Below are 25,418 nucleotides of genomic sequence, written 5' to 3' on the forward strand. Positions count from 1 at the left end.
TTGATATGACCAACCTGATTGAAATCCGTGACCTCAGCGTGGCCTTCAGCGGCCAGACCGTGGTGCGCAATCTGTGCCTGGACATCCGCCCTGGCGAATGCCTGGCGCTGGTGGGCGAATCGGGTTCGGGCAAGTCGGTGACGGCCCACTCGATCCTCCAGTTGCTGCCGCAAACCGATACCCAGACAACCGGCAGCATTCGCTATCGCGGCCAGGAACTGGTGGGCGCCGATACCGGCAAGTTGCGACAACTGCGCGGCAATCGCATCGCGATGATCTTCCAGGAGCCGATGACCTCCCTCAACCCGCTGCACAGCATCGAAAAGCAGATCGGTGAAACCTTGCTGGTGCACAAAGGCCTGGCGGGCAAAGCGGCGCAAGCGCGGATCCTCGAATTGCTGCACCTGGTGGGCATCCAGAAACCCGAGGAACGCCTCAAGGCCTATCCCCATCAATTGTCCGGCGGCCAGCGTCAGCGGGTGATGATCGCCATGGCCCTGGCGTGCGAACCGGAACTGCTGATTGCCGATGAACCGACCACCGCGCTGGATGTGACGGTGCAGCGCAAGATCCTGCTGCTGCTCAAATCCCTGCAACAGCGGCTGGGTATGTCGCTGCTGCTGATCAGCCATGACCTCAATCTGGTGCGCAGCATCGCCCAGCGCGTGTGCGTGATGAAGGCCGGGGAAATCGTCGAGCAGGCGCCGTGCGAAATCCTTTTCACCGAACCGAAGCACCCTTACAGCTGCGTATTGCTGCACGCCGAACCCGAGGGCGAAGCCTTGCCCCGGGACGCGCGCGAAAACGTGCTGGAGGTGGACAACCTGCAGGTGCGGTTTCCCGTCGGTGGTGGCCTGTTTCAGCGCAAGACCTGGCTGCGCGCTGTCGATGGCATCAGCCTGAACATTCAACGTGGCAAGACCCTGGGCATTGTCGGCGAGTCCGGCTCCGGCAAGTCCACGCTCGGCCAGGCGATCCTGCGTTTGCTCGACTCCGAAGGCAGCATCCGCTTTCAAGGCCAGGCGCTGGACGGCCTGACGCAAAAACAGCTACGACCGTGGCGCAAGAAAATGCAGGTGGTGTTCCAGGACCCCTTCGGCAGCCTCAGCCCACGAATGTCGGTAGCGCAGATCATCAGCGAAGGCCTGGAAGTGCACAGCCAGTTGAGCCCTGAAGAGTGCAATGCCGAAGTGATCCGGGCACTGAACGAAGTCGGCCTCGACCCGCAAAGTCGCCATCGCTACCCTCACGAATTCTCCGGCGGTCAGCGCCAGCGCATCGCCATCGCCCGGGCGCTGGTGCTGAAGCCGGCGCTGATCCTGCTCGACGAACCGACCTCGGCGCTGGACCGCACGGTACAGAAACAGGTGGTCGCCCTGCTCCGCCAGCTTCAGGAAAAACACGGCTTGACCTATCTGTTCATCAGCCATGACCTGGCGGTGGTGCGCGCCCTGGCCCACGACATGATCGTGGTCAAGGACGGCAAAGTGGTGGAACGCGGCGCCAGCCATGAGGTGTTTGACTCACCGCAGCATCCGTACACCAAGGAGTTGTTGGCGGCGGCGTTGCTGGGGCAGGCATAATCGGTTGTATTCAGTTGGACCGCGGTGCGGCCTTCGCGAGCAAGCCCGCTCCCACAGGGGATTTGTGAACGACACAGATCAACTGTGGGAGCGGGCTTGCTCGCGAAGAGGCCGGCACAAGCAAAACACAATCAGGATCAGCCCCATGAACACCACCGAAAGCCTCAAGGACTACCAGCGCGTTCGCCTGCTGGCAATCCGCTCGTTGTTCGAGATCATCGAGCAATCGAGCGAGGGCACGGTGATTGTCGACCGCGATGCCAACATCGTCTGGATGAACGAGCGCTATGCCCGGCGCTTCGGCCTGCAATCGGCGGAAGTCGCGATTGGCAAGCCCTGCGAAAGCGTGATCCCCGGCAGCCTGTTGCGTGAGGTGGTGCGCACCGGCCGGCCGATTTTGCTGGATATGCAAGACACCCCCAAAGAGCCGCTGGTGGTCATGCGCCTGCCGATTCACGACGATGCCGGCGTGGTGATCGGTGCCATCGGTTTCGCCCTGTTCGACGAATTGCGCAGCCTGTCGCCGATGCTCAAGCGCTACATGAGCATGCAGGAAGAACTGGCTTCCACCCGCTCGCTGCTGCGGGCGCGACAGACCAAATACAACTTCGCCCACTTCATCGGCACCAGTGCCGCCAGCCTGGAAGTCAAACGCCGCGCCCGGCGCAGTGCGAGTACCGAATCGCCGGTACTGCTGCTCGGCGAGACCGGTACCGGCAAGGAGTTGCTGGCCCAGGCCATCCACAATGCCTCACCCCGTGCGCACAAGGCGTTCGTGAGCATCAACAGCGCGGCGATTCCTGAATCGTTGCTGGAGGCCGAATTCTTCGGCACCGCCCCCGGCGCGTTTACCGGTGCCGACCGCAAGGGCCGTGCCGGCAAACTGCAGATCGCCCAGGGCGGCACGTTGTTCCTCGACGAAATCGGCGACATGCCGCTGCCCCTGCAAAGCAAACTGCTGCGGGTATTGCAGGAAAAGGAATTCGAGCCAGTGGGCTCCAACGAAGTGATCCAGAGCGATGTGCGGGTGATCGCCGCGACCTCTACGGACCTCGAAGCGGCCATCAAGCGCGGAGAATTCCGCGCCGATCTGTATTACCGGCTCAACGTGTTGCCGATCCAGGTTCCGCCCCTGCGCGATCGCCTCGATGACGTGCCGGCGCTCAGCGAGGCGATCCTTGAGGAACTGCGCAGCCAGCATGAACTGCACCACGAAGCCCTGGAACTGTTGGGGCAACACGCCTGGCCGGGGAACATCCGGGAACTGCGCAATGTGCTGGAACGGGCCGCATTGCTCAGTGATGACTTGCGCCTGTCGGTGGCGGACATCCGCGCAGCGATTGGCACGTTCACCCCGGTGGAGCGCGTGGTGCCCCTGGCCATCGAACCGATTGCCCACGAGACGTTCAGTGCGGCGCGGGAGCGGTTTGACCGGCAACTGATTGAAACGACCCTCGCGCAATGCGCGGGCAGGGTGCCTGATGCAGCCGCGCGGTTGGGGCTTGGGCGGTCGACGCTGTACAAGAAAATGGCGGCGTTGGGGATTGCTGAATCTCCATAAAGAGACATGAATCTCCGTTGATAGACAACCCATCGCGAGCAAGCTCGCTCCTACAGGATACAGTGCTCCACTGACCAATTCAGTTAACTGTGGGAGCGGGCTTGCCCGCGAAGAGGCCGGCACTACCGATAAAAGTCTCAACATAGAGACAATACATCCATACAACCTCAGTAAAATCAAAATATATTCTTATATTTCAATAACTTAAGCACTTGGCACAAAACCCGCTATACGCCTCTCCTGTCAAGTTTCACCCTACAAAAATAACAAACCAGGAGACACACCATGAGTGTGATCATTGCCTTGGCAGCCCTCGCGCTGCTGATGCTGGCTGCCTACCGTGGCTATAGCGTTATCCTTTTTGCCCCGATTGCCGCCCTCGGCGCTGTCCTGCTGACTGACCCGTCCGCCGTCGCCCCCGCTTTCACCGGGGTGTTCATGGAAAAAATGGTCGGTTTCATCAAGCTGTATTTCCCGGTGTTCCTGCTTGGCGCGGTGTTCGGCAAGTTGATCGAACTGTCCGGCTTCTCGCGCTCCATCGTCGCGGCCGCGATTCGCCTGCTCGGCACCCGCCAGGCGATGCTGGTGATCGTGCTGGTCTGCGCCCTGCTGACCTACGGCGGCGTATCGTTGTTTGTGGTGGTGTTCGCGGTCTATCCGTTTGCCGCGGAAATGTTCCGCCAGAGCAACATCCCCAAGCGGCTGATCCCGGCGACCATTGCCCTGGGCGCCTTCTCGTTCACCATGGACGCCCTGCCTGGCACGCCGCAGATCCAGAACATCATCCCCAGCACCTTCTTCAACACCACTGCCTGGGCAGCGCCGTGGCTGGGCGTGATCGGCACGATCTTCGTGTTCTGCGCCGGCATGCTGTTTCTCCAGCGCCAGCGCAACAAGGCCCAGCGTACCGGTGAGGGCTATGGTTCGGACCTGCGCAACGAGCCGGAAACCGCCGTCGACATCAAACTACCCAATCCCTGGATCGCCCTGTCTCCGCTGCTGGCGGTGGGCATCATGAACCTGCTGTTCACCCAGTGGATTCCCCAGTGGTACGGCAAGACCCACAGCCTGGCGCTGCCGGGCATGGCCGCGCCGGTGACCACGGAAATCGCCAAGCTCACGGCGATCTGGGCGGTCCAGGCCGCGCTGTTGGTGGGCATCCTCATGGTGTTGGCGTTCGGCTACAAGGCGATCAGCCGCAAGCTGGCCGAAGGCAGTAAAAGCGCAGTCAGCGGTGCGCTGCTGGCGGCGATGAACACCGCCTCGGAATATGGCTTCGGTGCCGTGATCGCGTCCCTGCCCGGCTTTCTGGTGTTGGCCGACTGGCTCAAGAGCATTCCCAACCCACTGGTCAACGAAGCGATTACCGTGACCCTGCTGGCCGGCATCACGGGTTCCGCCTCGGGCGGCATGAGCATTGCGCTGGCGGCGATGTCCGAGCAGTTCATCAGCGCCGCCCATGCTGCGAACATTCCGCTGGAAGTCCTGCACCGGGTCGCCGCGATGGCCAGCGGCGGCATGGACACCCTGCCGCACAACGGCGCGGTGATTACCCTGTTGGCCGTCACCGGGCTGACCCACCGCGAGGCTTACAAAGACATTTTCTGTATTACGCTGATCAAGACCCTTGCGGTTTTCGTGGTGATCGGCACCTTCTACGCCACTGGCATTGTGTGAGGTATTCATGACGACTCTTTCGGGCAAGACCGCACTGGTCACTGGCTCCACCAGCGGCATCGGCCTGGGGATTGCCCTCAGCCTGGCCAAGGCCGGGGCCAACCTGATCCTCAACGGCTTCGGCGATGCCTCCAGCGTGATCGCCGAGGTGCAACAGTTCGGCAGCAAGGTCGGCCATCACCCGGCCGATGTCAGCGATCCGGCGCAAATTGCCGACATGATCGCCTACGCCGAGCGCGAGTTCGGCGGCGTCGACATTCTGGTCAATAATGCAGGCATTCAACACGTGGCAACGGTGGACGAGTTTCCGGTGGAGCGCTGGGATTCGATCATCGCCATCAACCTGTCGTCGGTGTTCCACAGCACCCGTTTGAGTCTGCCGGGCATGCGCGCCAAGGGTTGGGGCCGGGTGATCAACATTGCCTCGGTGCATGGCCTGGTCGGCTCGGTGGGCAAGTCAGCCTATGTCGCCGCCAAGCATGGGGTGATCGGCCTGACCAAAGTGGTGGCGCTGGAAACCGCGACCACCCAGGTCACCTGCAACGCGATCTGCCCGGGCTGGGTACTGACGCCGCTGGTGCAAAAACAGATCGATGATCGTGCCGCCAGTGGCGTTGATCCGCAGCAGGCGCAGCATGATTTGCTCGCCGAGAAGCAGCCATCGCTGGAGTTCGTGACGCCGCCGCAACTGGGTGAACTGGTGCTGTTCTTGTGCAGCGATGCCGGCAGCCAGGTGCGTGGCGCGGCGTGGAATGTGGATGGTGGGTGGTTGGCGCAGTAACTGGCCGATGGACCGCGTTATCGTTCTTCGCGGGCGAGCCCGCTCCCACAGGGGTTCGGGCTTGCTCGCGAATGGATCTACACACATAAGAAGAGGCAAACCATGTCCGACATCCTCTGGCAACCCGACGCCAAACGCATTGGCAAGACCCGCATGGAGGCCTTCCGGCGCTTCGTCAATCAACGGTATCACCTCAAGATTGACGACTACCCTGCCCTGCACCAATGGTCCATTGAGCAACGTCCCGACTTCTGGCAGGCGATCGTCGATTTCTTCGACATTCGCTTTCATGAACAGCCCGACACCGTACTGCTCGAAGGCCCGCAGATGCCCAGCGCCCAGTGGTTCCCCGGCGCAACGCTTAACTTCGCCGAACACTTGCTGCTTCGTCGCGACGACGCGGTGGCCGTGGTCGCCATCGGCGAAAACGGTCAACGCGAACACCTGACCTGGGCCGAACTGGCAGAACAGGTCGCCGGTTTTCAGAACGGCTTGATAGCCGCCGGCGTCGGTGTGGGTGACCGGGTCGCCGCCTGCATGCCCAACACCTGGCAAACCCTGGTGGCCATGCTCGCCACCACCAGCCTTGGCGCTGTGTGGTCCTGTTCTTCACCGGACTTCGGCACTCACGGGGTCGTTGACCGTTTCGGCCAGATCGAACCGAAAGTGCTGGTGACCTGCGCCGGTTATCGCTATGCCGGCAAGGAGATCGACCAGACCGCCAAGGTCAACGAAATCCTCGAACGCCTGCCGTCGTTGCAGCAGCTGATCATCCTCCCGTATGGGCGGCCGCATACGCGGATCGAACATTTCCGCACCCCGGCCAACGTGACGCTGTGGGACGATTTCTACGATCCCGGCGGCGAGCCGGATTTCGTCCCGGTGCCCTTCGCCCATCCGCTGTATATCCTCTACTCCAGCGGCACCACCGGCGTGCCCAAATGCATCATCCACAGCACCGGTGGCGTGCTCCTGCAACACGTCAAGGAACACGGCTTGCATTGTGATCTCGGCCCCGGCGAACGCCTGTTCTACTACACCACCTGCGGCTGGATGATGTGGAACTGGCTGGTGTCGGCATTGGCGGTAGGCAGCTCCGTGGTGCTGTATGACGGCTCGCCATTCCAGCCCGACCCGCAACGCTTGATCGACCTGATCGACGACGAGTCCATCAGCGTCTTTGGCACCAGCCCGAAATTTCTCGCGACCCTGGAAAGCAACGGCATCAAGCCGCGTGAAAGTCATGACCTGGGCAGCCTCAAGACGTTGCTTTGCACCGGCTCGGCGCTGTCGCCGCAGAGTTACGACTTCGTCTATCGCGACTTCAAGGCTGACGTGTGCCTGGCCTCGATGTCCGGTGGCACCGACATCGTCTCGTGCTTCGTCAACGGCAACCCTGTGTCGCAGGTAAGGCGTGGCGAAATCATGGGCAAGAGCCTGGGCATGGCCGTCGAAGTGTGGAACGACGCCGGCCAACCGGTGATCGGCGAAAAAGGCGAACTGGTCTGCACCCGCCACTTCCCGGCGATACCCGTTGGCCTGTGGAACGATGCCGATGGCGAAAAGCTGCGCAAATCCTATTTCAGCCTGTTCCCCGGCGTCTGGGCCCAGGGTGACTACGCCGAACAGTTGCCCCATGGCGGGATGATGATCCACGGCCGCTCGGATGCCGTGCTCAATCCCGGCGGCGTGCGCATCGGCACGGCGGAAATCTATCGCCAGGTGGAAAAAATCCCGCAGGTGCTCGACAGCGTGGCCATCGGTCAGCAATGGCAGGATGACGTGCGGGTGGTGCTGTTCGTACGGCTGCGCGAAGGGCTCGAACTGGACGAGGCGCTGCAACAGCAGATCCGCCAGACGATTCGCGCTAACACCACGCCGCGTCATGTGCCGGCGAAAATTGTCGCGGTCACCGACATTCCCCGGACCATCAGCGGCAAGGTCGTCGAGCTGGCGGTGCGCAATGTGGTGCATGGGCAGAAGGTGAAGAATACCGATGCGCTAGCCAACCCCGAAGCATTGGAGCAGTACCGAAACAGGCCCGAACTGCTGGATTGAATGTAGGAGCGAGCTTGCTCGCGATAAACCTGAGAGCGCCGCGGGGCACCTGCCAGCCAGCGTTATCGTTGACGTCCATCGCGAGCAAGCTCGCTCCTACAGGGTTTGGTGTTTTCAGCACCGTGGGCCAATGCCCCCTTTTCCCACAGGGTCGTGTCTCGCGGAGCCACTCAAGCCTGCAAATCAACCTGAGCCTGTCACCTGTGCAAGAATAGACGCCAGATAAAGCGACTCAGGCGCAGGACACCTTGATGAACGCAATACCGACCGGCAGTGATGCCCAGGCCCTGATAGCCCGGCTCGACTGGGCAAACAGTCCGCTGGGCGCTGCCAGCACCTGGCCACAGAGCCTGCGAACCGCCGTGGACATCGTCATTCACTCACCGATGCCGATGCTGCTGCTATGGGGCCCGCAACTGACGCAGATCTACAACGACGGCTTCGCCCTGCTCGCCGGAAGCAAACATCCACACGCTTTCGGACAACCGGCACACCTGATCTGGCCCGAGTTGAAAGACTTTACCGACCCGATATACAGCGCCGTCCTGCAAGGTCAGGTGCGAACCTACAGCGAGCAGCGCTTTACCCTGCAACGTGACGGTCGGGAGTCAGACTTCTGGCTCGACCTGACCTACAGCCCGATCCGCGACGAAAGTGCCGAGGTGGCCGGGATTCTGGTCACCGCCATCGAAACCAACGAACGCCGGCGCATCGCCCTCGAGCTCGAACAGCGCTCGGCGGCCAGCCTCAAGGCCCAGCGTGAAACCGAGGAGCGCCTGCAGCTGGCCCTCGCCGCCACCGATGCGGTCGGCACCTGGGACTGGGACATCAGCGAGGACCGTTTCATCGCCGATGCGCATTTCGCCCAGTTGCACGGCATCGACCCGGCCATGGCCAACCAGTTACCGATCAGTGAGTACCTGCACGGCGTTCACCCGCAAGACCGTGCCCTGATCGCCCGCAGCATCAAGCATTGCATCACCCACGGCACTGAATACGCCGAAGAGTATCGTCTGCTGCAAACCGACGGCCAGCTGCGCTGGGTGTTTGCCCGCGGTCGCTGTTACAAGGACCACCATGGCCGGCCGACGCGTTTCCTCGGCGCCGCCCTGGACCTGACCGAACGCAAACACACCGAACAGGCCCTGCGCCAAAGCCAGACCGAGCTGCAACTGATCATCAACGCCATGCCAATCCTGATCAGCTACGTCGACCGCGAAGAACGCTTTCGCCTGAACAACGCGGCGTACCTCGACTGGTACGGGCTGACGCCGCAAGAGCTTTACGGGCGAACCATTCTTGAAGTGCTCGGCGAAGAAGCCTATGCGCTGCGCGCCCCGTACATCACCGAGGCGCTGTCCGGCCGGCCCTGCTGTTTCAGCATCAGTACGCCACACCGCGACGGCAGCATCCGCCAGGCCTTGATGAATTACCTGCCACGCCACGGTGCGGACGGCGCGGTGAACGGCTTCTACATCTTCGTGATCGACGAAACCGAACGCAAAAAGACCGAAGAGGCCCTGCGCATCCTGAACGAAACCCTTGAGGAACGGGTTGCCGCCCGCACCCGGCAACTGGCCGAGGCCAACGAGCGCTTGCAAAACGAGATGTTCGAGCGTGAGCGGGCCGAAGACGCCTTGCGCCATGCCCAGAAAATGGAAGCGGTCGGCCAGCTTACCGGCGGCATCGCCCATGACTTCAACAACATGCTCACCGGCATCATTGGCAGCCTCGACCTGATGCAACGCTATATCGCCGACGGACGTGCCAGCGAGATCGGCCGATTCACCGAGGCGGCCGTGTCCTCGGCCAACCGTGCCGCCGCCCTCACCCATCGCTTGCTGGCGTTCTCCCGGCGTCAGTCGCTCAACCGCAAGCCGCTGAACCCCAACGAGTTGATTCATTCACTCGCAGACCTGCTCAGTCGCACCACAGGCGACCACATCGAACTCAAACTGCAGCTGGCCGAGAACATCTGGCGGGTCAGCACCGATGTCAGCCAACTGGAAAACGCCTTGCTCAACCTGGTGATCAACGCCCGGGACGCCATGCCCGAGGGCGGCGAACTGCAGATCGAAACAGCCAACCTGTACCTCGACGGCAGTGACCTCACGACCCTGGAGCCGGTCAAGGCCGGCGACTACGTGATGATTGCCGTCAGCGACAACGGCACCGGCATGACGCCCACGGTACTGGCCAAGGCATTCGATCCGTTCTTCACCACCAAACCCATCGGCCAGGGCACCGGTTTGGGTTTGTCGATGATCTACGGTTTCGCCCAGCAATCGGGAGGCCACGTCAGTCTGTTCAGCCTCCCCGGCCGGGGCACCAGCGTACGCGTGTACCTGCCGCGCCTGCACTCGACCGAGCCGGACAAGGTCCTGTCACCCGTCGTCGGCGAGGCACCGGCGGCGATTGCCGGCGAAACCGTGATGCTGGTCGAGGACGATGCGGCGGTGCGCATGCTGGTGCTGGACCTGCTCAATGAGCTCGGTTATCGCGCCCATGAAGCCGAAGATGCCAGGGGCGCCCTGCCGGTACTGGAGTCGGACCTGCGGGTGGACTTGCTGGTGACCGACGTGGGGTTGCCGGGCATGAACGGCCGACAACTGGCAGAAATCGCCCGCCAGCATCGTCCCGGACTGAAAGTGCTGTTCATGACCGGTTACGCGGAGATCGCCGCCGAGCGCCAGGGTTTCCTCGAAGAAGGCATGGACATGGTGAGCAAACCCTTTTCCATCGACCTGCTGGCCAACAAGATTCGCACGATGATCGGTCAACCGGACTGAGTTGAGGCATAATCGCGCGCCCCCACTGCCACCCACTAGCCACCCACATAGCCACCACCGTTGCAAGGTACCGCCCATGAAAGCTCAAGCCCGCCATATTCTGGTGAAAACCTCGGAAGAAGCCGAGCAGCTCAAACAACGCATCGCCAAGGGTGAAGCGTTTGATGTGCTGGCCAAGAAGTATTCGACCTGCCCATCGGGCAAGCGCGGCGGTGACCTCGGCGAAGTACGGCCGGGGCAGATGGTCGGCGTGATCGACGCGGTGATCTTCAAGAAACCGCTGCGGGTGGTCCATGGGCCGATCAAGAGCAAATTCGGGTATCACCTGGTGCAGGTGTTCTACCGGGATTGAAGGGTTGGCCTCTGGGCCTAATCGCTGGCAAGCCAGCTCCCACAGGACCAGTGCCATGGCTGCAATCTATGGCAACTTGCAATCCCTGTGGGAGCTGGCTTGCCAGCGATCCGATGGCGCAGCCAGCGGCCATTCACCGCTTACCTTGGGATCAGCGCCCCCGGCACCTGAATCACCCGGCTCGCCAGCCGATGCCCAGCCTCGGCAGCTTGCGAAGGGCTACCACCCTTGAGCCGCGAGGCCAGATACGCCGCACTGAACGAATCCCCCGCCGCGGTGGTGTCCACCACCCGCTCGACCTTCTGCGCCGGCACCTCGAACGACTCGCCCGTGCAACGAATCAGGCACGCTTGAGCACCGCGCTTGAGCACCACCTCCGGCGTTCCGATCTGCTCATACGCGGCAAACACCGCGTCACAATCGGCATAACCGAACAACGCCTGTTCGTCATCCACTGTCAGCAACGCCAGGTCGACATACGCCAGCACACGGCGATACGCCGCCCGAGCGTCCTCGACCGAGGCCCACAGCCGTGGCCGGTAGTTGTTGTCGAACACAATTCGCGCATCACGCTGGCGGGCCTCGATCAGGGTTTCCAGCAGTTTTTCCCGGCCTTGCTCGCCGAGTACCGCCAGGGTGATGCCGCTGAAGTACAGCACGTCGTAATCCGGCAGCGCCGCCAGGATCGGCTCGGCGGCCGGCGTCGTGAAGCAATCGCGGACCGCCGCTTCGTTGCGCCAGTACAGAAAGCGTCGCTCGCCAGCAGCGTCGGTCTGGATGCAATACAAACCCGGAAGTCGCCCCGGCAGACGCTGAACCATGCCCAGACCGATGTTTTCCGCGGCCCAACTCTGGCACATCGCATCGCTGAAACTGTCATCGCCCAGGGCGGTGACGTAGTCCACGGTGCCGCTCGCCCCCAGTTCCCGGGACAGGTACACCGCCGTGTTCAAGGTGTCGCCGCCGAAGCTCTGTTGCAGGCTGCCGTCGGCGCGATGCTGCAACTCGATCATGCATTCGCCGATCAGGGCGATGCGCGGAGCGTTGGGGCCCAGGGTGTTGATGGTGTTCATTGATGTGGGTTCTCTGGTGTTGCTGTGTTGTCTGGGCGGTCCTCATCGCGGGCAAGCCCGCTCCCACAGGTTTTGTGAACACTGAAGAACCTTGTGGGAGCGGGCTTGCCCGCGATGGCCGCGCCGCGGTCTCGAAACCTATTAGAAACAGGTTTCCATGGTCTCGATGACGTTCAGCTGCTCATCCACCAGACAGCCGATGCGCCACTTGTCGAACGTCAGGCACGGGTGCGAAGTGCCGAACGAAATGATGTCGCCCACCCGCAGATCAACCCCTGGCGCCACGGTCATGAACGCATGCTGGTCCATCACAGCGGTGACTTTGCAGGCACTCACATCATCGCCACTGGCGGGTACCACACCCGCCTTGTAACGCAGCAACGGCACCGGCAATCCGGCGTCGTAGGCCACGTCGCGTTTACCCAGGGCAATCACCGCAAACCCTGGCTCCGGCAACGACTGCACGTGCGCCCACACTTCCAGCGCCGGGCGCAGGCCTTCGTGCAGGTCGCTGCGCCGGTCGAGCACGCAGCACTGCGCTTCCTTGTAGATGCCATGGTCGTGAGCCACATAGCTTCCGGGACGCAACACGCTGAGGAAACGTCCAGCGGCGTTCTGCGCTTCGAAGGACTCGGCAATCAGGTCATACCAGGCCGAACCGGACGCCGTAATGATCGGCTTGGCAATGGCGAACGCGCCGCTGTCCTGCAACTGCACCGCCAGACGCACCAGTGACGCGGCGAAATCGCGAATACCGGTCACGGCGTGATCGCCATGGATCACACCTTCGTAGCCTTCGATCCCGGTCAGGGCCAGGGCCGGTTGCGCGGCGATGGCCTTGGCCAGATCAAGCACCTCCTGTTCACTGCGGCAACCGCATCGACCACCCACCACGCCGTATTCGATCATGACGTTCAGGCGCACGCCGCGGGAGGCAAAATAAGCGCCGAGGTCGGCGACGTTGTCCGGGTGGTCGACCATGCAATAGAAATCGAACGCCGGATCGGCCAACAGGTCGGCGATCAGCGCCATGTTCGGCGTGCCGACCAACTGGTTGGCCATCAGCACACGGCGCACGCCATGGGCGTAGGCCGCACGGGTTTGTGTGGCACTGGCCAGGGTGATGCCCCAGGCACCGGCGTCCAGTTGGCGACGGAACAATGCCGGGGTCATGCTGGTCTTGCCATGGGGCGCCAGCACCGCACCGCTGTTGCTGACGAACGCCTGCATCCAGCGGATGTTGTGCTCCAGCGCCTCGCGGTGCAGTACCAGCGCGGGCAGGCTGACGTCACGCACCAGGCTGGCACCGATCGGGGCTGTGCCTTTATCCACATTGGCAGTATTGGGGGCAGAAGACATGGTCGAACTCCTCGTTCACGCGGCCGCAGGCAGCCGCTGTTATTCGTTGATGCGACGGGCCAGGCTGTTGGCGCTTTCGATCAGCACCCGGCGGTAGTCGTTGTAATTGTTCTTGGCATCGGCCCGTGGGGCGACGATACACAGGGTCGCGATGGCCACGCCACTGGGGTCTTTGACCGGCGCGGCGAAGCAATGGGTAAAGGTGTCGGCGACGCTATCGAAAGAAAAGAAACCATCGATACCGGCCTGACGGATTTCCTTGAGGAACTGCTCAAGCGGCAGACGCTCGCCATCGGGCAGGATGAAGTCGTCGTGGTCGATCAGGTCGACGATTTCCTGGTCGCTCAAGTGCGCCAGCAACAGGCGTCCGGATGCGGTCCAGGGGATGGGCGCGTTTTCGCCGATGTCCGAGGAAATGCGGAAATGCCGCTCCCCCTCCTTCATCAGCGCAACGGTGTATTTGCGCCCGTTGAGCAGGCACATCTGCGCCGTTTCGCGGGTCTGGCTGACGATTTCCTGCAAGGCGTGATCGGCCTCGCGGGTGAGGTCGAAATGACGCAAATGCGCCTGGCCGAGAAAGTACAACTGACGACCGAGGTAGACATGACCGTCCTTGCCCACCGGCTCCAGGATCCGCCGTTCCAGCAGCGAGGCGACCAATTCGTAGACCGTGGATTTGGGGCTGCCGATGCCGTTGGCGATGTCGTTTGGGCGCAGCGGCTGGCCAATCTCCTTGAGGAAATCGAGGATATCGAACGCCCGGTCCAGGCCGCGTGCCCGGCGTTTGATGGTGTCTTCGGTCATTTCAGTGGTTCCCATTCAAAGTGCCGGGAGTTTACCGCAGAGTCTGGTGGCGACCGTAAGGCCGCCTTCGCGAGCAAGCCCGCTCCCACATTGGAATGCGTTCCCCTGTGGGAGCGGGCTTGCTCGCGAAGAATTCACCACAAATCTCAAGCCTTTTTCTTGTACGCAATACAGTCGATCTCGACCTTGCAGTCGACCATCATGTTCGCCCGCACACAGGCCCGGGCCGGTGCATGTTCAGGTTTGAAGTACTCGGAGAAGACCTTGTTGAAACTCGTGAAATCCCGCGGGTCCTCCAGCCATACCCCGGCACGCACCACATCTTCCAGGCTAAAGCCCGCCTCTTCGAGAATCGCGATCAGGTTCTTCATGGTCTGGTGGGTCTGTTCGACGATGCCGCCAACAATGATCTCGCCATCCACCGCCGGCACCTGCCCGGAAACGTGCAGCCAGCCATCGGCTTCCACGGCTCGGGCGAAAGGGCGAGGCGCACCGCCAGCGGCGGTGCTGCCGGTGCCGTAACGAGTAATGCTCATGGGTGTTTCTCCTGATTGAAATCAAAGGATCAAAAACGTGTGCTTTTGAGGAATTCCGCCAGTCGTGGCGATTGCGGGCGTTCGAACAGGTCCTTGGGTGGCCCCTGCTCCTCGATACGCCCCTGATTCATGAAGACGATCTTGTCCGACACCTCAAAGGCGAAGCGCATTTCGTGGGTCACCAGCAACATGGTCATGCCGTCTTCGGCCAGGCCCTTGATCACGCTGAGCACTTCGCCGACCAGTTCCGGGTCCAGCGCCGAGGTCACCTCGTCGAACAGCATCAGGCTCGGGTTCATCGCAATGGCCCGGGCTATCGCCACGCGCTGCTGCTGGCCGCCAGACAACTGACCGGGAAAGTGATCACGCCGTTCCAGCAGGCCGACACGTTCCAGCCATTTCTCGGCCAGGGCCACGGCTTCGTCCTTGTGCAGCTTCTTGACCTTGAGCAGGCCCAGGGTGACGTTCTGCAATGCCGTCAGGTGCGGAAACAGGTTGAACTGCTGGAACGCCATGCCGGTCATGGCGCGATGACGGGCAATGACTTTTTCCGGGTGGCGAATGCGTTTGCCGTTGACCTCGTCATAACCGATGGATTCGCCGTCAAGCAGGATCTGCCCGCCCTGGAATTCTTCAAGCATGTTCACACAGCGCAGCAGCGTGGTCTTGCCCGAGCCGCTGGAACCGATCAGCGTCACCACGTTGCCGCGCTGCAGGGTCAGGTCGACACCCTTGAGCACTTCGAGTTGGTCGTAGCGCTTGTGCAGGCCGCGAATGTCCAGCAGCGGTTGGCCGTTTTGTGCATTGGATTGAGTCTGAGTCATGGCAAAGCCACCCGCTTTTCAATGTGCCGGCCGAGTAACTCGATGCCGTAGTTGATGACGAAGAACAGGAAACCGGCGAACAGGTAAAACTCCAGGGTCATGAAGGTCCGGGCGATGATCTGCTGGGTACTGAGCAGCAACTCCGCCACACCGATCACCGACAACAGGGTCGAAGCCTTGACGATCTCGGTGGACGAATTGACCCAGGTCGGCAGGATTTGCCGCAACGCCTGGGGCAACAGCACATACCCGAGGGCCTGGAAGAACGTCAGGCCGATGGCCTTGCTCGCTTCCATTTGCCCGCGCGGCAAGGCCTGCAACGCACCGCGCACGATCTCGGCGACGTGGGAGCCGCAGAACAGCGTCAAACCCAGCGCACCGGCCTGGAACGCACCGATCTGCCAGCCCAGCGCCGGCGCCATGTAGAAGCACGCCAACACCAGCACGAACACTGGCGTGCCGCGAATCACGTCCACGTAAAAACGAAACGGCGCGCGCATCCAGAACTTGCCATAGGTCAGCACCAGTCCTGCGAAGACGCCGACCAGCGTGCCGAGCAAAATCGCCAGCACCGACACCTGGACACTGGTCAAGAAGCCTTGCCACAGCACTTCGCGCGCCACCCACAACTCATGCAACCAACTGGGGGATTCGTACATGGGGGCCTCCTATCGGCGAATCGCCAGACGCTGCTCGAGGTAACGCAGCATCATGGCAATGAGGTAACAGGCCGCCACATAGAGCGCCGTGGTCACCAGCCAGGTTTCAATCACCCGGTAACTCTCGACATTGATCTTGCGCGCGTAATAGGTCAGCTCCGGTACGGCAATCGCCGCCGCCAGCGAGGTGTCCTTGAACAGCGAAATGAAGTTGTTCGACAGCGCCGGCAACACATTGCGCAGCATCACCGGCACGGTGACGTAGGCCTTGACCTGCCATTCGCCGAGGCCAATGGCCAGGCCGGCTTCACGCTGCCCCTTGGGAATGCTCAGCAATCCGCCGCGGAACACCTCGGTCAGGTAGGCCCCGGCATACAGCGACAGGGTGATGATGAAGGAAGGGATCTTGTCCAGACGAATGCCCAGGCTCGGTAACGCAAAGTAGATCAAAAGGATCAACACCAGGATCGGCGTGTTACGGATCACCGTGACATACACCGATGCCAGCACCCGCAATGCGCGATGCTTCGACAACAAAGCAAACGCCATCATCAGGCCGATCACGCAGCCGATGGCGATCGACACCAGGGCCAGCTCCAGGCCCAGACCGAGCCCCGCCAGCAAGGTGTCGAAATCGCGCCAGACGGCGGCAAAGTTCAACTGATAGTTCATGGTCGGCAGTACCTTGAGCGGGGCGATTCAAAACCGCCCCGCTCTCACGGGATCATTGAAATTCGATGGGGAAACCAATCTTTGGCGACGGCAGATCGACACCGAACCACTGCTTGAAGGACGCCGCGTAAGTCGGGAATTCAACGCCGGTCATGGCCTCATGCAGGGTGGTGTTGACGAAGTTCAGCCAGTCCTGATCGCCGCGCTTGACCGCGCACGCATAGGTCTGCGGGCTCCAGGCGTAAACCGGGCTGCGATAACGGCCAGGGTTCTGCACCATCAGGTACTTCACCGAAGACTGGTCGGTGGCCGCCGCGTCGGCGCGACCGGAGTTCACGGCCTGGTACATCAGGTCCACGCTGTCGTACTGATCGACCTTGGCCTTGGGCAGCGCCTGATGCACCAGTTCTTCGGCATAGACGTTTTGCAGCACCGCCACGGTCAGGCCATCGCCGGCGGCTTGCATGTCGTCGATTTCCTTGTACTTGCTGTTGGCCGGCAACAACAGGCCAACGCCTTCGCGGTAGTACGGCAGGGTGAACGCCACTTGCTGGGCGCGGCTGGCCGTCACAGTGATGAACTGGCAACTCATGTCGACTTTGTCAGTCAGCAGGTTGGGGATACGCGCGTCAGACGACTGCACCACGAACTCGACTTTGCCCGGATCGTTGAACAACCCCTTGGCCACCATGCGCCCGATATCAATATCAAAGCCTTGCAACTTGCCATCCGCGCCCTGGAAGTGCCACGGCGCATTGGTGCTGCCGGTGCCTACAATCAGTTTGCCGCGGGCCAGAACGCTGTCGAGCTTACTGTCCGCCGCCTGAGCCACGCCCATGGCAGCGGCGGATGCCGCGAAAAGAAAAACACACGCTTTGAACAACGAAGGTCGGCGATGCATGGCAAGCACTCCAGGATGATGTTTATTCCGCTATACCGGAACTTGGTATGTAACAACGGAATAGACAGCAGAAAGTGTGCCACAGGCTGTGGAGGGAATGTGAGGGGGATTGAAATTTGTTTTGAATCAGAGGGATGCGTAAATACAAATAAAACGTTACCAAACCCACGGAACCCCGACCGCTACCGTTGGCTACAAAGGGCGGGTATCTGCTTCACAACCGGGCGTGTGGAGGGCCGGTACGCTGATGAGTAATCCGACCTGACCTAGTGCTTGAATGAAGTCATCACCCGCTCGGCATTTTCATCGCAGCTCATGCCTTCGGGCCGGGCCTGGATAGTGTCGATCCAGCCCAACAGCTGCGCCTTGCTATGGGCCAGGTGCCGTTGCATCTCTTCAATCTGCTCGATCTTGCGATGCAGGCCGGCCATCAACTCACCGTGCTTGAATGTGCCCGTCACATTATCCGGCAGTAACTGTTTGAGTTCGTCCAGGCTGAAACCGGCTTGTTGCGCACACTGGATGATTTGCAGGGTTTGCAACGCCTGTTGCGAGTAACGCCGATAACCGTTGGCAGAACGCTCGACCTGCCGGATCAATTCCTGAGACTCGTAAAAACGGATGCGCGAGGCGGTCAACCCGCTCAACTGTGCCAATTCGCCGATCTTCATAGGATTCTCATTTGTCCGCTTGACATTAAAGTTAACTTTAAGCTTAGCCTCTGCTCATCACTATGAGGAGTCAAGCATGTCGCCCTTCCAATCTTTGAATTTGCCCAACGGCCAGACCATCGGTAATCGCATTGCCAAAGCCGCGATGGAAGAGAACCTTGCCAACACCGATCAGGTGCCCGACCAGGCGCTGTTTCGCCTGTACCAGGCCTGGGCCGAGGGCGAGGCCGGCTTGTTGCTGACCGGCAATGTGATGATCGACCGCCGGGCCATGACCGGTCCCGGTGGTGTAGCGCTGGAGGACGAGCGCCACCTGGAGCGTTTTCGCCAATGGGCCAGTGTCGGCCGGGCTGGCGGTGCGCACTTCTGGATGCAGCTCAACCACCCTGGCCGTCAGACCATGGCCAACCTTGGTCAGCAAGCTCTGGCGCCGTCGGCGGTTGCACTGGATCTCGGCCAGTTTTCGAAGATGTTCGCCGAACCCAGGCCCATGAGCGAGGACGACATCCAGGAGGTGATCCGACGCTTCGCCACCAGCGCCGCACTGGCCGAGAAAGCCGGTTTTACCGGTGTGCAGATCCACGCCGCCCACGGCTATCTGATCAGCCAGTTCCTGTCGCCGCTCACCAATCGGCGCACCGACCATTGGGGCGGTTCGCTGGAGAATCGTGCGCGCTTGCTGTTGTCCGTCGTCGAGGCCGTTCGTCAGATGGTGTCGCCGCAATTTTGTGTGTCGGTAAAGCTCAACTCAGCGGATTTCCAGCGCGGTGGGTTCGATGCCGACGATGCACGGCAAGTGATCCAGTGGCTTAACGAACAACCGATCGACCTGCTGGAGCTTTCCGGTGGCAGCTACGAAGCACCGGCCATGCAAGGCGAAGCGCGCGACGGCCGGACCCTGGCGCGGGAGGCGTACTTTCTGGAAATGGCAGGAGAGCTGGCCAGCGTGGCGCGGATGCCGGTGATGGTGACCGGTGGGATCCGGCGACTGGCAATCGTCGAACAGGTCCTCGACAGCGGCCTCGCCATGGCCGGCATCGGCACCGCCCTGGCCGTGGAGCCGCAATTGGTCAAACGCTGGCACGAAGGCCAGGACAGCCATCCGCAACTGCCGGCGATCCGCTGGAAGCGCAAACCCCTGGCGGCGCTGGCGAGCATGGCGGTGGTGAAATTCCAGCTGCATCGCTTGAGCCGTGGGCGCAAAACCCGCCCTGAAGTCTCGGCGCTATGGGCGTTGATTCTCGACCAGCTGTACATCGGCAAGCGTACCCGGCAGTACCGGCAGGCGATGGGCAAGTCATCCAGAATTGATCTCGCCTGATACACCGCTATCGCGGGCAAGCCCGCTCCCACAGGGTTCTGCGGCGTCCACACATCCATGCTTCAACCCAAACTCCTGTGGGAGCGGGCTTGCCCGCGAAGAGGCCAGCAAAAACACCACAGACTCAACCCGGAAGCAGTTCGTCGATATGTCGATACTCGGACTGCAGTTGCGCAGCCAATACCTTGCTGCGCCCGAGGCGAATCGGGCCACGTTCGATGTCGATCACCAAGCCAGGACAACCGAGCGCGGGCAACGACGGCCACTCTTTAAGACGGCCATCGGTCACCAACAACAACCGCTGCTGTTCTGCCGGAAAGCGCTTTTGCCGTGCGGCAAGCCATCGCCCCGCTTCGCTCAATGCCGCCAGCAACGGCGTGCCGCCACCCGCGCCAAGGCCATCGAGCCACTGACGCAGTCCCGTGGACGCCTTCAATCCCTGCATCTGCCACTTGGGGGCAGAACCGCTGGCCGTGAGCAGGGCCAGGCGTGCACGCTGGCGATAGGCATCGTCGAACAACTGCGCCAACAAGCCCTTGGCATCGCTCAATGCCTGATGACGGCGGGTCGATGCCGAGGCATCAACGATCACCAGCCACAGTTCATGGGGCGAGCGAGTACGCAGGTGAAACAACAGATCGTCGCGCTGACGCGGCCGGCCATTGAGCAATGTGCCAGGCCAGTTGACCGAGCCACTGCGGGCTGCGTGGCGCTTGCCCTGTTTGCCGTGGTCCAGCCGTCCGGCTCGGGGTCTGGCATTCGCCCCCGCGTCAGAGCGAGGGCGAATGCCTATGGCTTTTTGGCCAGCTCGGCACTTCACGACGTGCGCCGACCGGCAGCACCTGGGCGGGCATGTCGCCCCATTGGCCCTGGCCTTCGCTCGGGTTGGAATGTTGGGTGGATGGCTGCTGCGGTGCTTGGAAAGGTTGCGATGCAGGTGGCGAATGCTCGCGACGACGATGGCGCAAGGCGAACTCGGCGACTGCGTCGATATCTTCCTCGGCGATGGCGTTTGCCCCGCGCCAGGCGGCATGAGCCCGTGCGGCACGCAGCCAGACCAGATCGGCGCGCAAACCATCGACGCCGGCGGCAAAGCAGCGTTCGGTGATGCATGCCAGTGCCTGGTCGTCGAGGGGAATGCTTGCCAGTGCGTTGCGTGCGTTCTGGCAACGATCGCGCAGAGACGCCTGCGCCGATTCCCATTCGACGCAGAAACCTTGCGGATCGCTGTCGAAATCCAGTCGCCGACGGATGATCTGCCCGCGCTCGGCCGGCGCCGTATTGCCACTGAGGGCGACGTTCAGGCCGAAGCGATCGAGTAATTGCGGGCGCAGCTCACCCTCTTCCGGGTTCATGGTGCCAATCAGCACAAACTTCGCCGAGTGCCGATGGGAAATGCCGTCACGCTCGACCAGATTGGTGCCGCTGGCGGCCACATCGAGCAGCAGATCTACCAGGTGATCAGGCAACAGATTGACCTCGTCGACGTAGAGCACGCCGCCGTCAGCCCTGGCCAGTACGCCGGGCGAAAACTGCGCGCGACCTTCGCCCAGCGCCACGTCGAGATCGAGGGTACCGACCAGGCGTTCCTCGGTGGCACCCAATGGCAAGGTGACGAACTGACCACTGGCCAGCAGGTCCGCCAGACCGCGGGCCAGGGTCGACTTGGCCATGCCCCGCGGGCCTTCGATCAGTACACCGCCGATTTTCGGGTCGATGGCGGTCAGGTACAGGGCCAGCTTCAAATCGTCGGCGCCGACCACGGCGCAGAGCGGGAAATGCGGGGTGTCGGTCATTGTTGAATCTCGGTCATGGTCGGTGATCTCACAGGCGCCCCAATTCCTGTGGGAGCGAGCTTGCTCGCGATGGCGGCCTGACAGTCGAAATCGATGTCGACTGTGTTGACGCCTTCGCGGGCAAGCCCGCTCCCACAGGGTTTGCGGTGATTAGCCGTCTTCTTCTATATCCAGCAACAAATTCTCCAGCGCCTCGCGGTACTCGCCCGGGTCCTTCCACATCCCGCGTTGCTGAGCCTCGAGCATGCGTTCAGTCATGTCGCGCAAGGCATGGGGATTGTGTTCGCGGACAAAATCCCGGGTGTCCGGGTCGAGCAAATAGGCATCGGCCAGCAACGCGTACTGGTGATCGTCAATCAACTGTGTGGTGGCATCGAAGGCGAACAGGTTATCGACTGTCGCGGCCATTTCGAACGCACCTTTGTAGCCGTGACGTTTAACGCCTTCGAGCCATTTCGGATTGGCGGCCCGGGAGCGGATGACCCGGTTCAGCTCTTCCTTCAGGGTGCGAATCTTCGGCAGGTCCGGCTGACTGTGATCGCCATGATAACTGGCCGCCGCCTCGCCTTTCAGGCTTTCCACCGCCGCAAGCATACCGCCCTGGAACTGGTAGTAATCGTTGGAGTCGAGCAGATCGTGCTCGCGGTTATCCTGGTTTTGCAGCACCGCCTGTACCTGGCTCAGACGCTGGGTGAACTGTTCACGCGCAGCGGTGCCTTCGTCAGCACCACCGTAAGCATAGCCACCCCAGTTGAGGTAAACCTCGGCCAGATCCTCGCGGGTTTGCCACAGCCGACCGTCGATGGCGCCCTGCACGCCTGCGCCGTAGGCACCGGGTTTGGCCCCGAAAATCCGCCAGCCGGCCTGACGTCGCGCAGCCTCCTCATCGAGCCCTGTCTGCAACAAGGCTGCACGCTCGGCGCGCACCTTGGCCGCCAACGGGTTGAGGTCATTCGGCTCATCCAGGTCGGCGACCGCTTGCACCGCCGCGTCGAACAAACGAATCAGATTGGCGAAGGCATCACGGAAGAAACCGGACACACGCAAGGTCACGTCCACCCGCGGACGATCAAGCAAACTCAGGGGCAGAATCTCGAAATCATCGACCCGCTGACTGCCGGTCGCCCAGACCGGACGCACCCCCATCAACGCCATCGCCTGGGCGATGTCATCGCCGCCGGTGCGCATGGTCGCGGTGCCCCATACCGACAGGCCGAGCTGGCGCAAATGATCGCCGTGGTCTTGCAGGTGCCGTTCGAGAATCAGGTTGGCCGACTGGAAACCGATGCGCCACGCCGTGGTGGTCGGCAGGTTGCGCACGTCCACCGAGTAAAAGTTGCGCCCGGTGGGCAGCACGTCCAGACGACCGCGGCTCGGCGCACCGCTGGGGCCGGCCGGAACGAAACGGCCGTTCAGGGCATCGAGCAAACCGCGCATTTCCGCCGGGCCGCAGGCGTCCAGCCTTGGCGCGACCACTTCGCGCAGGCTGTCGAGAATGGCCTGCACCTCAGCCCAACCGGCCCCTTGTGGGAGCGGGCTTGCTCGCGAATCGGTTGATCCTTCAACATTTATATCGATTGATTCACCGCATTCGCGAGCAAGCCCGCTCCCACAGGGGCGATTCAACGCGTCCGAAATCAACTGCGCGGCGAACAGTTCCAGGCGCTCGCGGGTATCCCCCGCCGTACGCCAGGTTTCGTCGCTGACAAGCAAAAGTGGTTCGGGGCGCGGCCCGGTCCACGGCTCGGCCAAAGCACAATCGAGCGGATCGAACCCCAGCTCGAAAGCCTTGGCCAGCGCCCGCAGCAGACTCGACTGCGCACCCCGGCCATCGCCCCGTGGAATGCGCAACAACGCCAGCAAGGTGTCGATACGCAAACGACCGGCGGGCGATTCGCCGAACACATGCAGGCCGTCACGGATCTGCGACTCTTTCAAGTCGCACAGGTAAGTGTCGAGTCGCGGCAACCAGATCGCTGCGTCGGCATCGCTGTCGAGTTGTTCGTCCAGTTGCAGTTCACGGTCGATATGCGTGTCGCGCACCAGTTGCAGGATGTCGCGTTGCAACTCTCGGGCGCGGCGCGGATCGAGCAACTGCGCTTCGTAATATTCGTCCGCCAGCAGTTCGAGGTTGCGCAGCGGACCGTAGGTTTCGGCGCGGGTCAGCGGCGGCATCAAGTGATCGATGATCACGGCCTGAGTGCGACGTTTGGCCTGGGCGCCCTCGCCCGGGTCGTTGACGATGAACGGATAGATGTTCGGCAGCGGCCCGAGCAGTGCATCCGGCCAGCAGTTTTCCGAGAGCCCGACACCCTTGCCCGGCAGCCATTCGAGGTTGCCGTGTTTGCCGATGTGGATCACGCCGTGGGCGCCATAGGTGTTGCGTAGCCAGAAGTAAAACGCCAGGTAGCCGTGAGGCGGCACCAGGTCCGGGTCGTGGTACGCCGCGCTCGGGTCGACCTGATAACCCCGTGCCGGTTGAATGCCAACGAAGGTCAGTCCAAAACGCAGCCCGGCGATCATCATTCGCCCGCCACGGAACATCGGATCGTTTTCGGGCGTGCCCCAACGGTCCAGCACGGCCTGGCGGTTGGCTTCGGGTAGCGCATTGAACATCAGCAGGTAATCATCCATCGCCAGGCTTTGCTGGCATGGACGCTGGTCCAGGGTGTCCAGATCGTTGCTGACGCCGCCGAGCAATTGCTGGATCAGTGCGGTGCCGCTGTCCGGCAGTTCGCCGGGCAGCGGATAACCTTCTTTATGCAGCGCACGCAGGATGTTCAGCGCCGCGGCGGGTGTGTCTAGGCCGACGCCATTGCCGATGCGACCATCACGGGTCGGGTAGTTGGCGAGGATCAGGGCGATGCGTTTTTCAGCATTCGGCACCCGCGCCAGATCGATCCAGCGCCGCGCCAGTTCGGCGACGAAATAAATGCGCTCCGGTTGCGGGCGGTAGCAGACCACGTCGGACTGACTGCGCTCGCTGCGCCAGGCCAGGTCCTTGAAGCTGATGGGCCGGCTGATGATCCGCCCGTCCAGTTCCGGCAGCGCGATGTGCATCGCCAGATCGCGCGGGCCGAGGCCCTGTTCACTGGCACGCCAACCGGGTTCGTTGTCCTGGGCGCAAATCGCCTGGATCACCGGGATGTTGCGGCGAAACGGTCGCAGGTGCGGCGCTTCGGGGCTGGATTGGGCGAAACCGGTGGTGTTCAAAATCACCCCTGCTTCGACTTCATCCAGCCAATCCTCGACCACCGTCAGGCAGCCGGGCTCTTTCAGACTGGCCACGGCAATCGGCAAAGGGTTCAACCCCGCCGCTTGCAGACGTTGGCAAAAAATATCGATAAAAGCGGTATTCGCCGCCTGCAAATGCGAGCGGTAAAACAGCACCGCTGCCACCGGTTGATCGGGTTGCCAGTCAGCTTTCCAATCGCGCAGGTCTGCGGGGCTTTTTTGTGGGTGGTAAATCGCGGTGCGCGGCAGGGCTTGCGGTTCGGCCCAAGCGTAGTCGCGATCCAGCCAGCGATTGGCCAGACAGCGGAAGAAATCCAGGGCGTTGCCCATGCCACCCCTGACGCAGAAACTGCCAGAGCCGGTCGCGATCCTCGGCGCCGACGGTGCTCAGGTCGCTGAGCTCCGGGTCCGGGCGATCATCGCCCGGTACCAGAATGACCTGCACGCCACGCTGCGACAGCTCGACCAGACGTTCGATGCCATAACGCCAATAGGCGATGCCGCCGTGCAGTGAGATCAGGATCACCTTGGCGTGACGCAGCACTTCGTCGACGTACAAGTCGACCGAGGCATGGTTCTGCACCTGCATCGGGTTGGCCAGGCGCAGGCTCGGGTAATCGTCGGGCAACCGCTGCGCCGCTTCGGCGAGCAGCGCCAGGCTGGAGTCGCCGCTGCACAGGACCACCAGCTCGGCGGGGGTTTGTCCAAGGTCGGCGATGTTGTCATCCGACACGAAACCGCCGGGCTGGGTCCTGAGCAGGTGCATG

General features: G+C 62.0%; 19 protein-coding genes and 1 pseudogene. 8 read left to right on the forward strand and 12 right to left on the reverse strand.

The genetic code is table 11. The features are described 5' to 3' along the window. Window positions 1-5 precede the first annotated feature (5 nt). The 7 genes from RS887_RS23125 (at window position 6) to RS887_RS23160 (ending at window position 10,801) form a co-directional block, all read left to right on the forward strand. Window positions 6-1,583 (forward strand): ABC transporter ATP-binding protein, encoded by a 1,578-nt coding sequence (locus RS887_RS23125; protein ID WP_322617191.1) that lies wholly within the window; start codon window positions 6-8, stop codon window positions 1,581-1,583. A gap of 145 nt (window positions 1,584-1,728) precedes the next feature. Then, window positions 1,729-3,144 carry a sigma-54 interaction domain-containing protein gene (locus RS887_RS23130; RefSeq protein ID WP_322617192.1) on the forward strand — a complete coding sequence of 472 codons (1,416 nt, stop codon included), beginning with the start codon at window positions 1,729-1,731 and terminating at the stop codon, window positions 3,142-3,144. 285 nt (window positions 3,145-3,429) lie between these two features. Next, window positions 3,430-4,821 (forward strand): GntP family permease, encoded by a 1,392-nt coding sequence (locus RS887_RS23135; RefSeq protein ID WP_322617193.1) that lies wholly within the window; start codon window positions 3,430-3,432, stop codon window positions 4,819-4,821. Between the two features lie 7 nt (window positions 4,822-4,828). After that, the gene (locus tag RS887_RS23140) at window positions 4,829-5,602 is read left to right on the forward strand and encodes a 3-hydroxybutyrate dehydrogenase (RefSeq protein ID WP_322617194.1); all 774 of its coding nucleotides are present in this window, start codon (window positions 4,829-4,831) and stop codon (window positions 5,600-5,602) included. 102 nt (window positions 5,603-5,704) lie between these two features. Next, window positions 5,705-7,660: an acetoacetate--CoA ligase gene (locus tag RS887_RS23145; RefSeq protein WP_322617195.1), complete on the forward strand. Its 1,956-nt coding sequence runs from the start codon at window positions 5,705-5,707 to the stop codon at window positions 7,658-7,660. 251 nt (window positions 7,661-7,911) lie between these two features. Then, window positions 7,912-10,449 carry a PAS domain S-box protein gene (locus RS887_RS23155; protein ID WP_322617196.1) on the forward strand — a complete coding sequence of 846 codons (2,538 nt, stop codon included), beginning with the start codon at window positions 7,912-7,914 and terminating at the stop codon, window positions 10,447-10,449. A gap of 76 nt (window positions 10,450-10,525) precedes the next feature. Further along, window positions 10,526-10,801, forward strand: coding sequence for a peptidylprolyl isomerase (locus tag RS887_RS23160; RefSeq protein ID WP_007898282.1), 276 nt, complete (start codon window positions 10,526-10,528; stop codon window positions 10,799-10,801). Window positions 10,802-10,941: 140 nt separating this feature from the next. Here the strand turns inward: RS887_RS23160 and RS887_RS23165 are convergent, their stop codons facing one another. From RS887_RS23165 to RS887_RS23205, 9 genes are all read right to left on the reverse strand, one after another. Further along, window positions 10,942-11,874, reverse strand: a complete 933-nt coding sequence (locus RS887_RS23165) for a sugar kinase (protein ID WP_322617197.1) — start codon at window positions 11,872-11,874, stop codon at window positions 10,942-10,944. A gap of 141 nt (window positions 11,875-12,015) precedes the next feature. Then, on the reverse strand, window positions 12,016-13,233 hold the full coding sequence (locus RS887_RS23170) for an amino acid deaminase (protein WP_322617198.1): 1,218 nt from the start codon (window positions 13,231-13,233) through the stop codon (window positions 12,016-12,018). 39 nt (window positions 13,234-13,272) lie between these two features. Beyond that, on the reverse strand, window positions 13,273-14,037 hold the full coding sequence (locus RS887_RS23175; protein ID WP_322617199.1) for an IclR family transcriptional regulator: 765 nt from the start codon (window positions 14,035-14,037) through the stop codon (window positions 13,273-13,275). Between the two features lie 146 nt (window positions 14,038-14,183). Then, window positions 14,184-14,573, reverse strand: coding sequence for a RidA family protein (locus RS887_RS23180; protein WP_322617200.1), 390 nt, complete (start codon window positions 14,571-14,573; stop codon window positions 14,184-14,186). 29 nt (window positions 14,574-14,602) lie between these two features. Next, entirely contained in the window at window positions 14,603-15,397 is a 795-nt protein-coding gene (locus RS887_RS23185; protein WP_322617201.1) for an amino acid ABC transporter ATP-binding protein, read from the reverse strand. After that, on the reverse strand, window positions 15,394-16,056 hold the full coding sequence (locus RS887_RS23190) for an amino acid ABC transporter permease (RefSeq protein ID WP_322617202.1): 663 nt from the start codon (window positions 16,054-16,056) through the stop codon (window positions 15,394-15,396). Before RS887_RS23190 ends, RS887_RS23185 begins: the two co-directional genes overlap by 4 nt. 9 nt (window positions 16,057-16,065) lie before the next feature. Further along, the gene (locus RS887_RS23195) at window positions 16,066-16,728 is read right to left on the reverse strand and encodes an amino acid ABC transporter permease (RefSeq protein WP_008015908.1); all 663 of its coding nucleotides are present in this window, start codon (window positions 16,726-16,728) and stop codon (window positions 16,066-16,068) included. 52 nt (window positions 16,729-16,780) lie between these two features. Further along, window positions 16,781-17,629, reverse strand: a complete 849-nt coding sequence (locus RS887_RS23200) for a transporter substrate-binding domain-containing protein (protein WP_322617203.1) — start codon at window positions 17,627-17,629, stop codon at window positions 16,781-16,783. Window positions 17,630-17,895: 266 nt separating this feature from the next. Next, complete coding sequence (locus tag RS887_RS23205; RefSeq protein WP_322617204.1) at window positions 17,896-18,300, reverse strand: MerR family transcriptional regulator; 405 nt, start codon at window positions 18,298-18,300, stop codon at window positions 17,896-17,898. Window positions 18,301-18,376: 76 nt separating this feature from the next. Here RS887_RS23205 and RS887_RS23210 point away from each other — a divergent pair, with 76 nt between their 5' ends. Further along, on the forward strand, window positions 18,377-19,621 hold the full coding sequence (locus tag RS887_RS23210) for an NADH:flavin oxidoreductase/NADH oxidase family protein (protein WP_322617205.1): 1,245 nt from the start codon (window positions 18,377-18,379) through the stop codon (window positions 19,619-19,621). A 124-nt stretch (window positions 19,622-19,745) separates the two neighbouring features. Here the strand turns inward: RS887_RS23210 and RS887_RS23215 are convergent, their stop codons facing one another. From RS887_RS23215 to cobN, 3 genes and pseudogenes are all read right to left on the reverse strand, one after another. Then, complete coding sequence (locus RS887_RS23215; RefSeq protein ID WP_322617300.1) at window positions 19,746-20,291, reverse strand: vWA domain-containing protein; 546 nt, start codon at window positions 20,289-20,291, stop codon at window positions 19,746-19,748. A gap of 100 nt (window positions 20,292-20,391) precedes the next feature. Next, window positions 20,392-21,417 carry an ATP-binding protein gene (locus RS887_RS23220; protein WP_322617206.1) on the reverse strand — a complete coding sequence of 342 codons (1,026 nt, stop codon included), beginning with the start codon at window positions 21,415-21,417 and terminating at the stop codon, window positions 20,392-20,394. 150 nt (window positions 21,418-21,567) lie between these two features. Then, window positions 21,568-25,417, reverse strand: a pseudogene (cobN, locus tag RS887_RS23225) (cobaltochelatase subunit CobN). Between the last annotated feature and the right edge of the window lies 1 nt (window position 25,418).

The sequence above is a fragment of the Pseudomonas sp. BIC9C genome (assembly GCF_034541995.1).
GTDB classification, from domain to species: Bacteria; Pseudomonadota; Gammaproteobacteria; order Pseudomonadales; family Pseudomonadaceae; genus Aquipseudomonas; species Aquipseudomonas fluorescens_CC.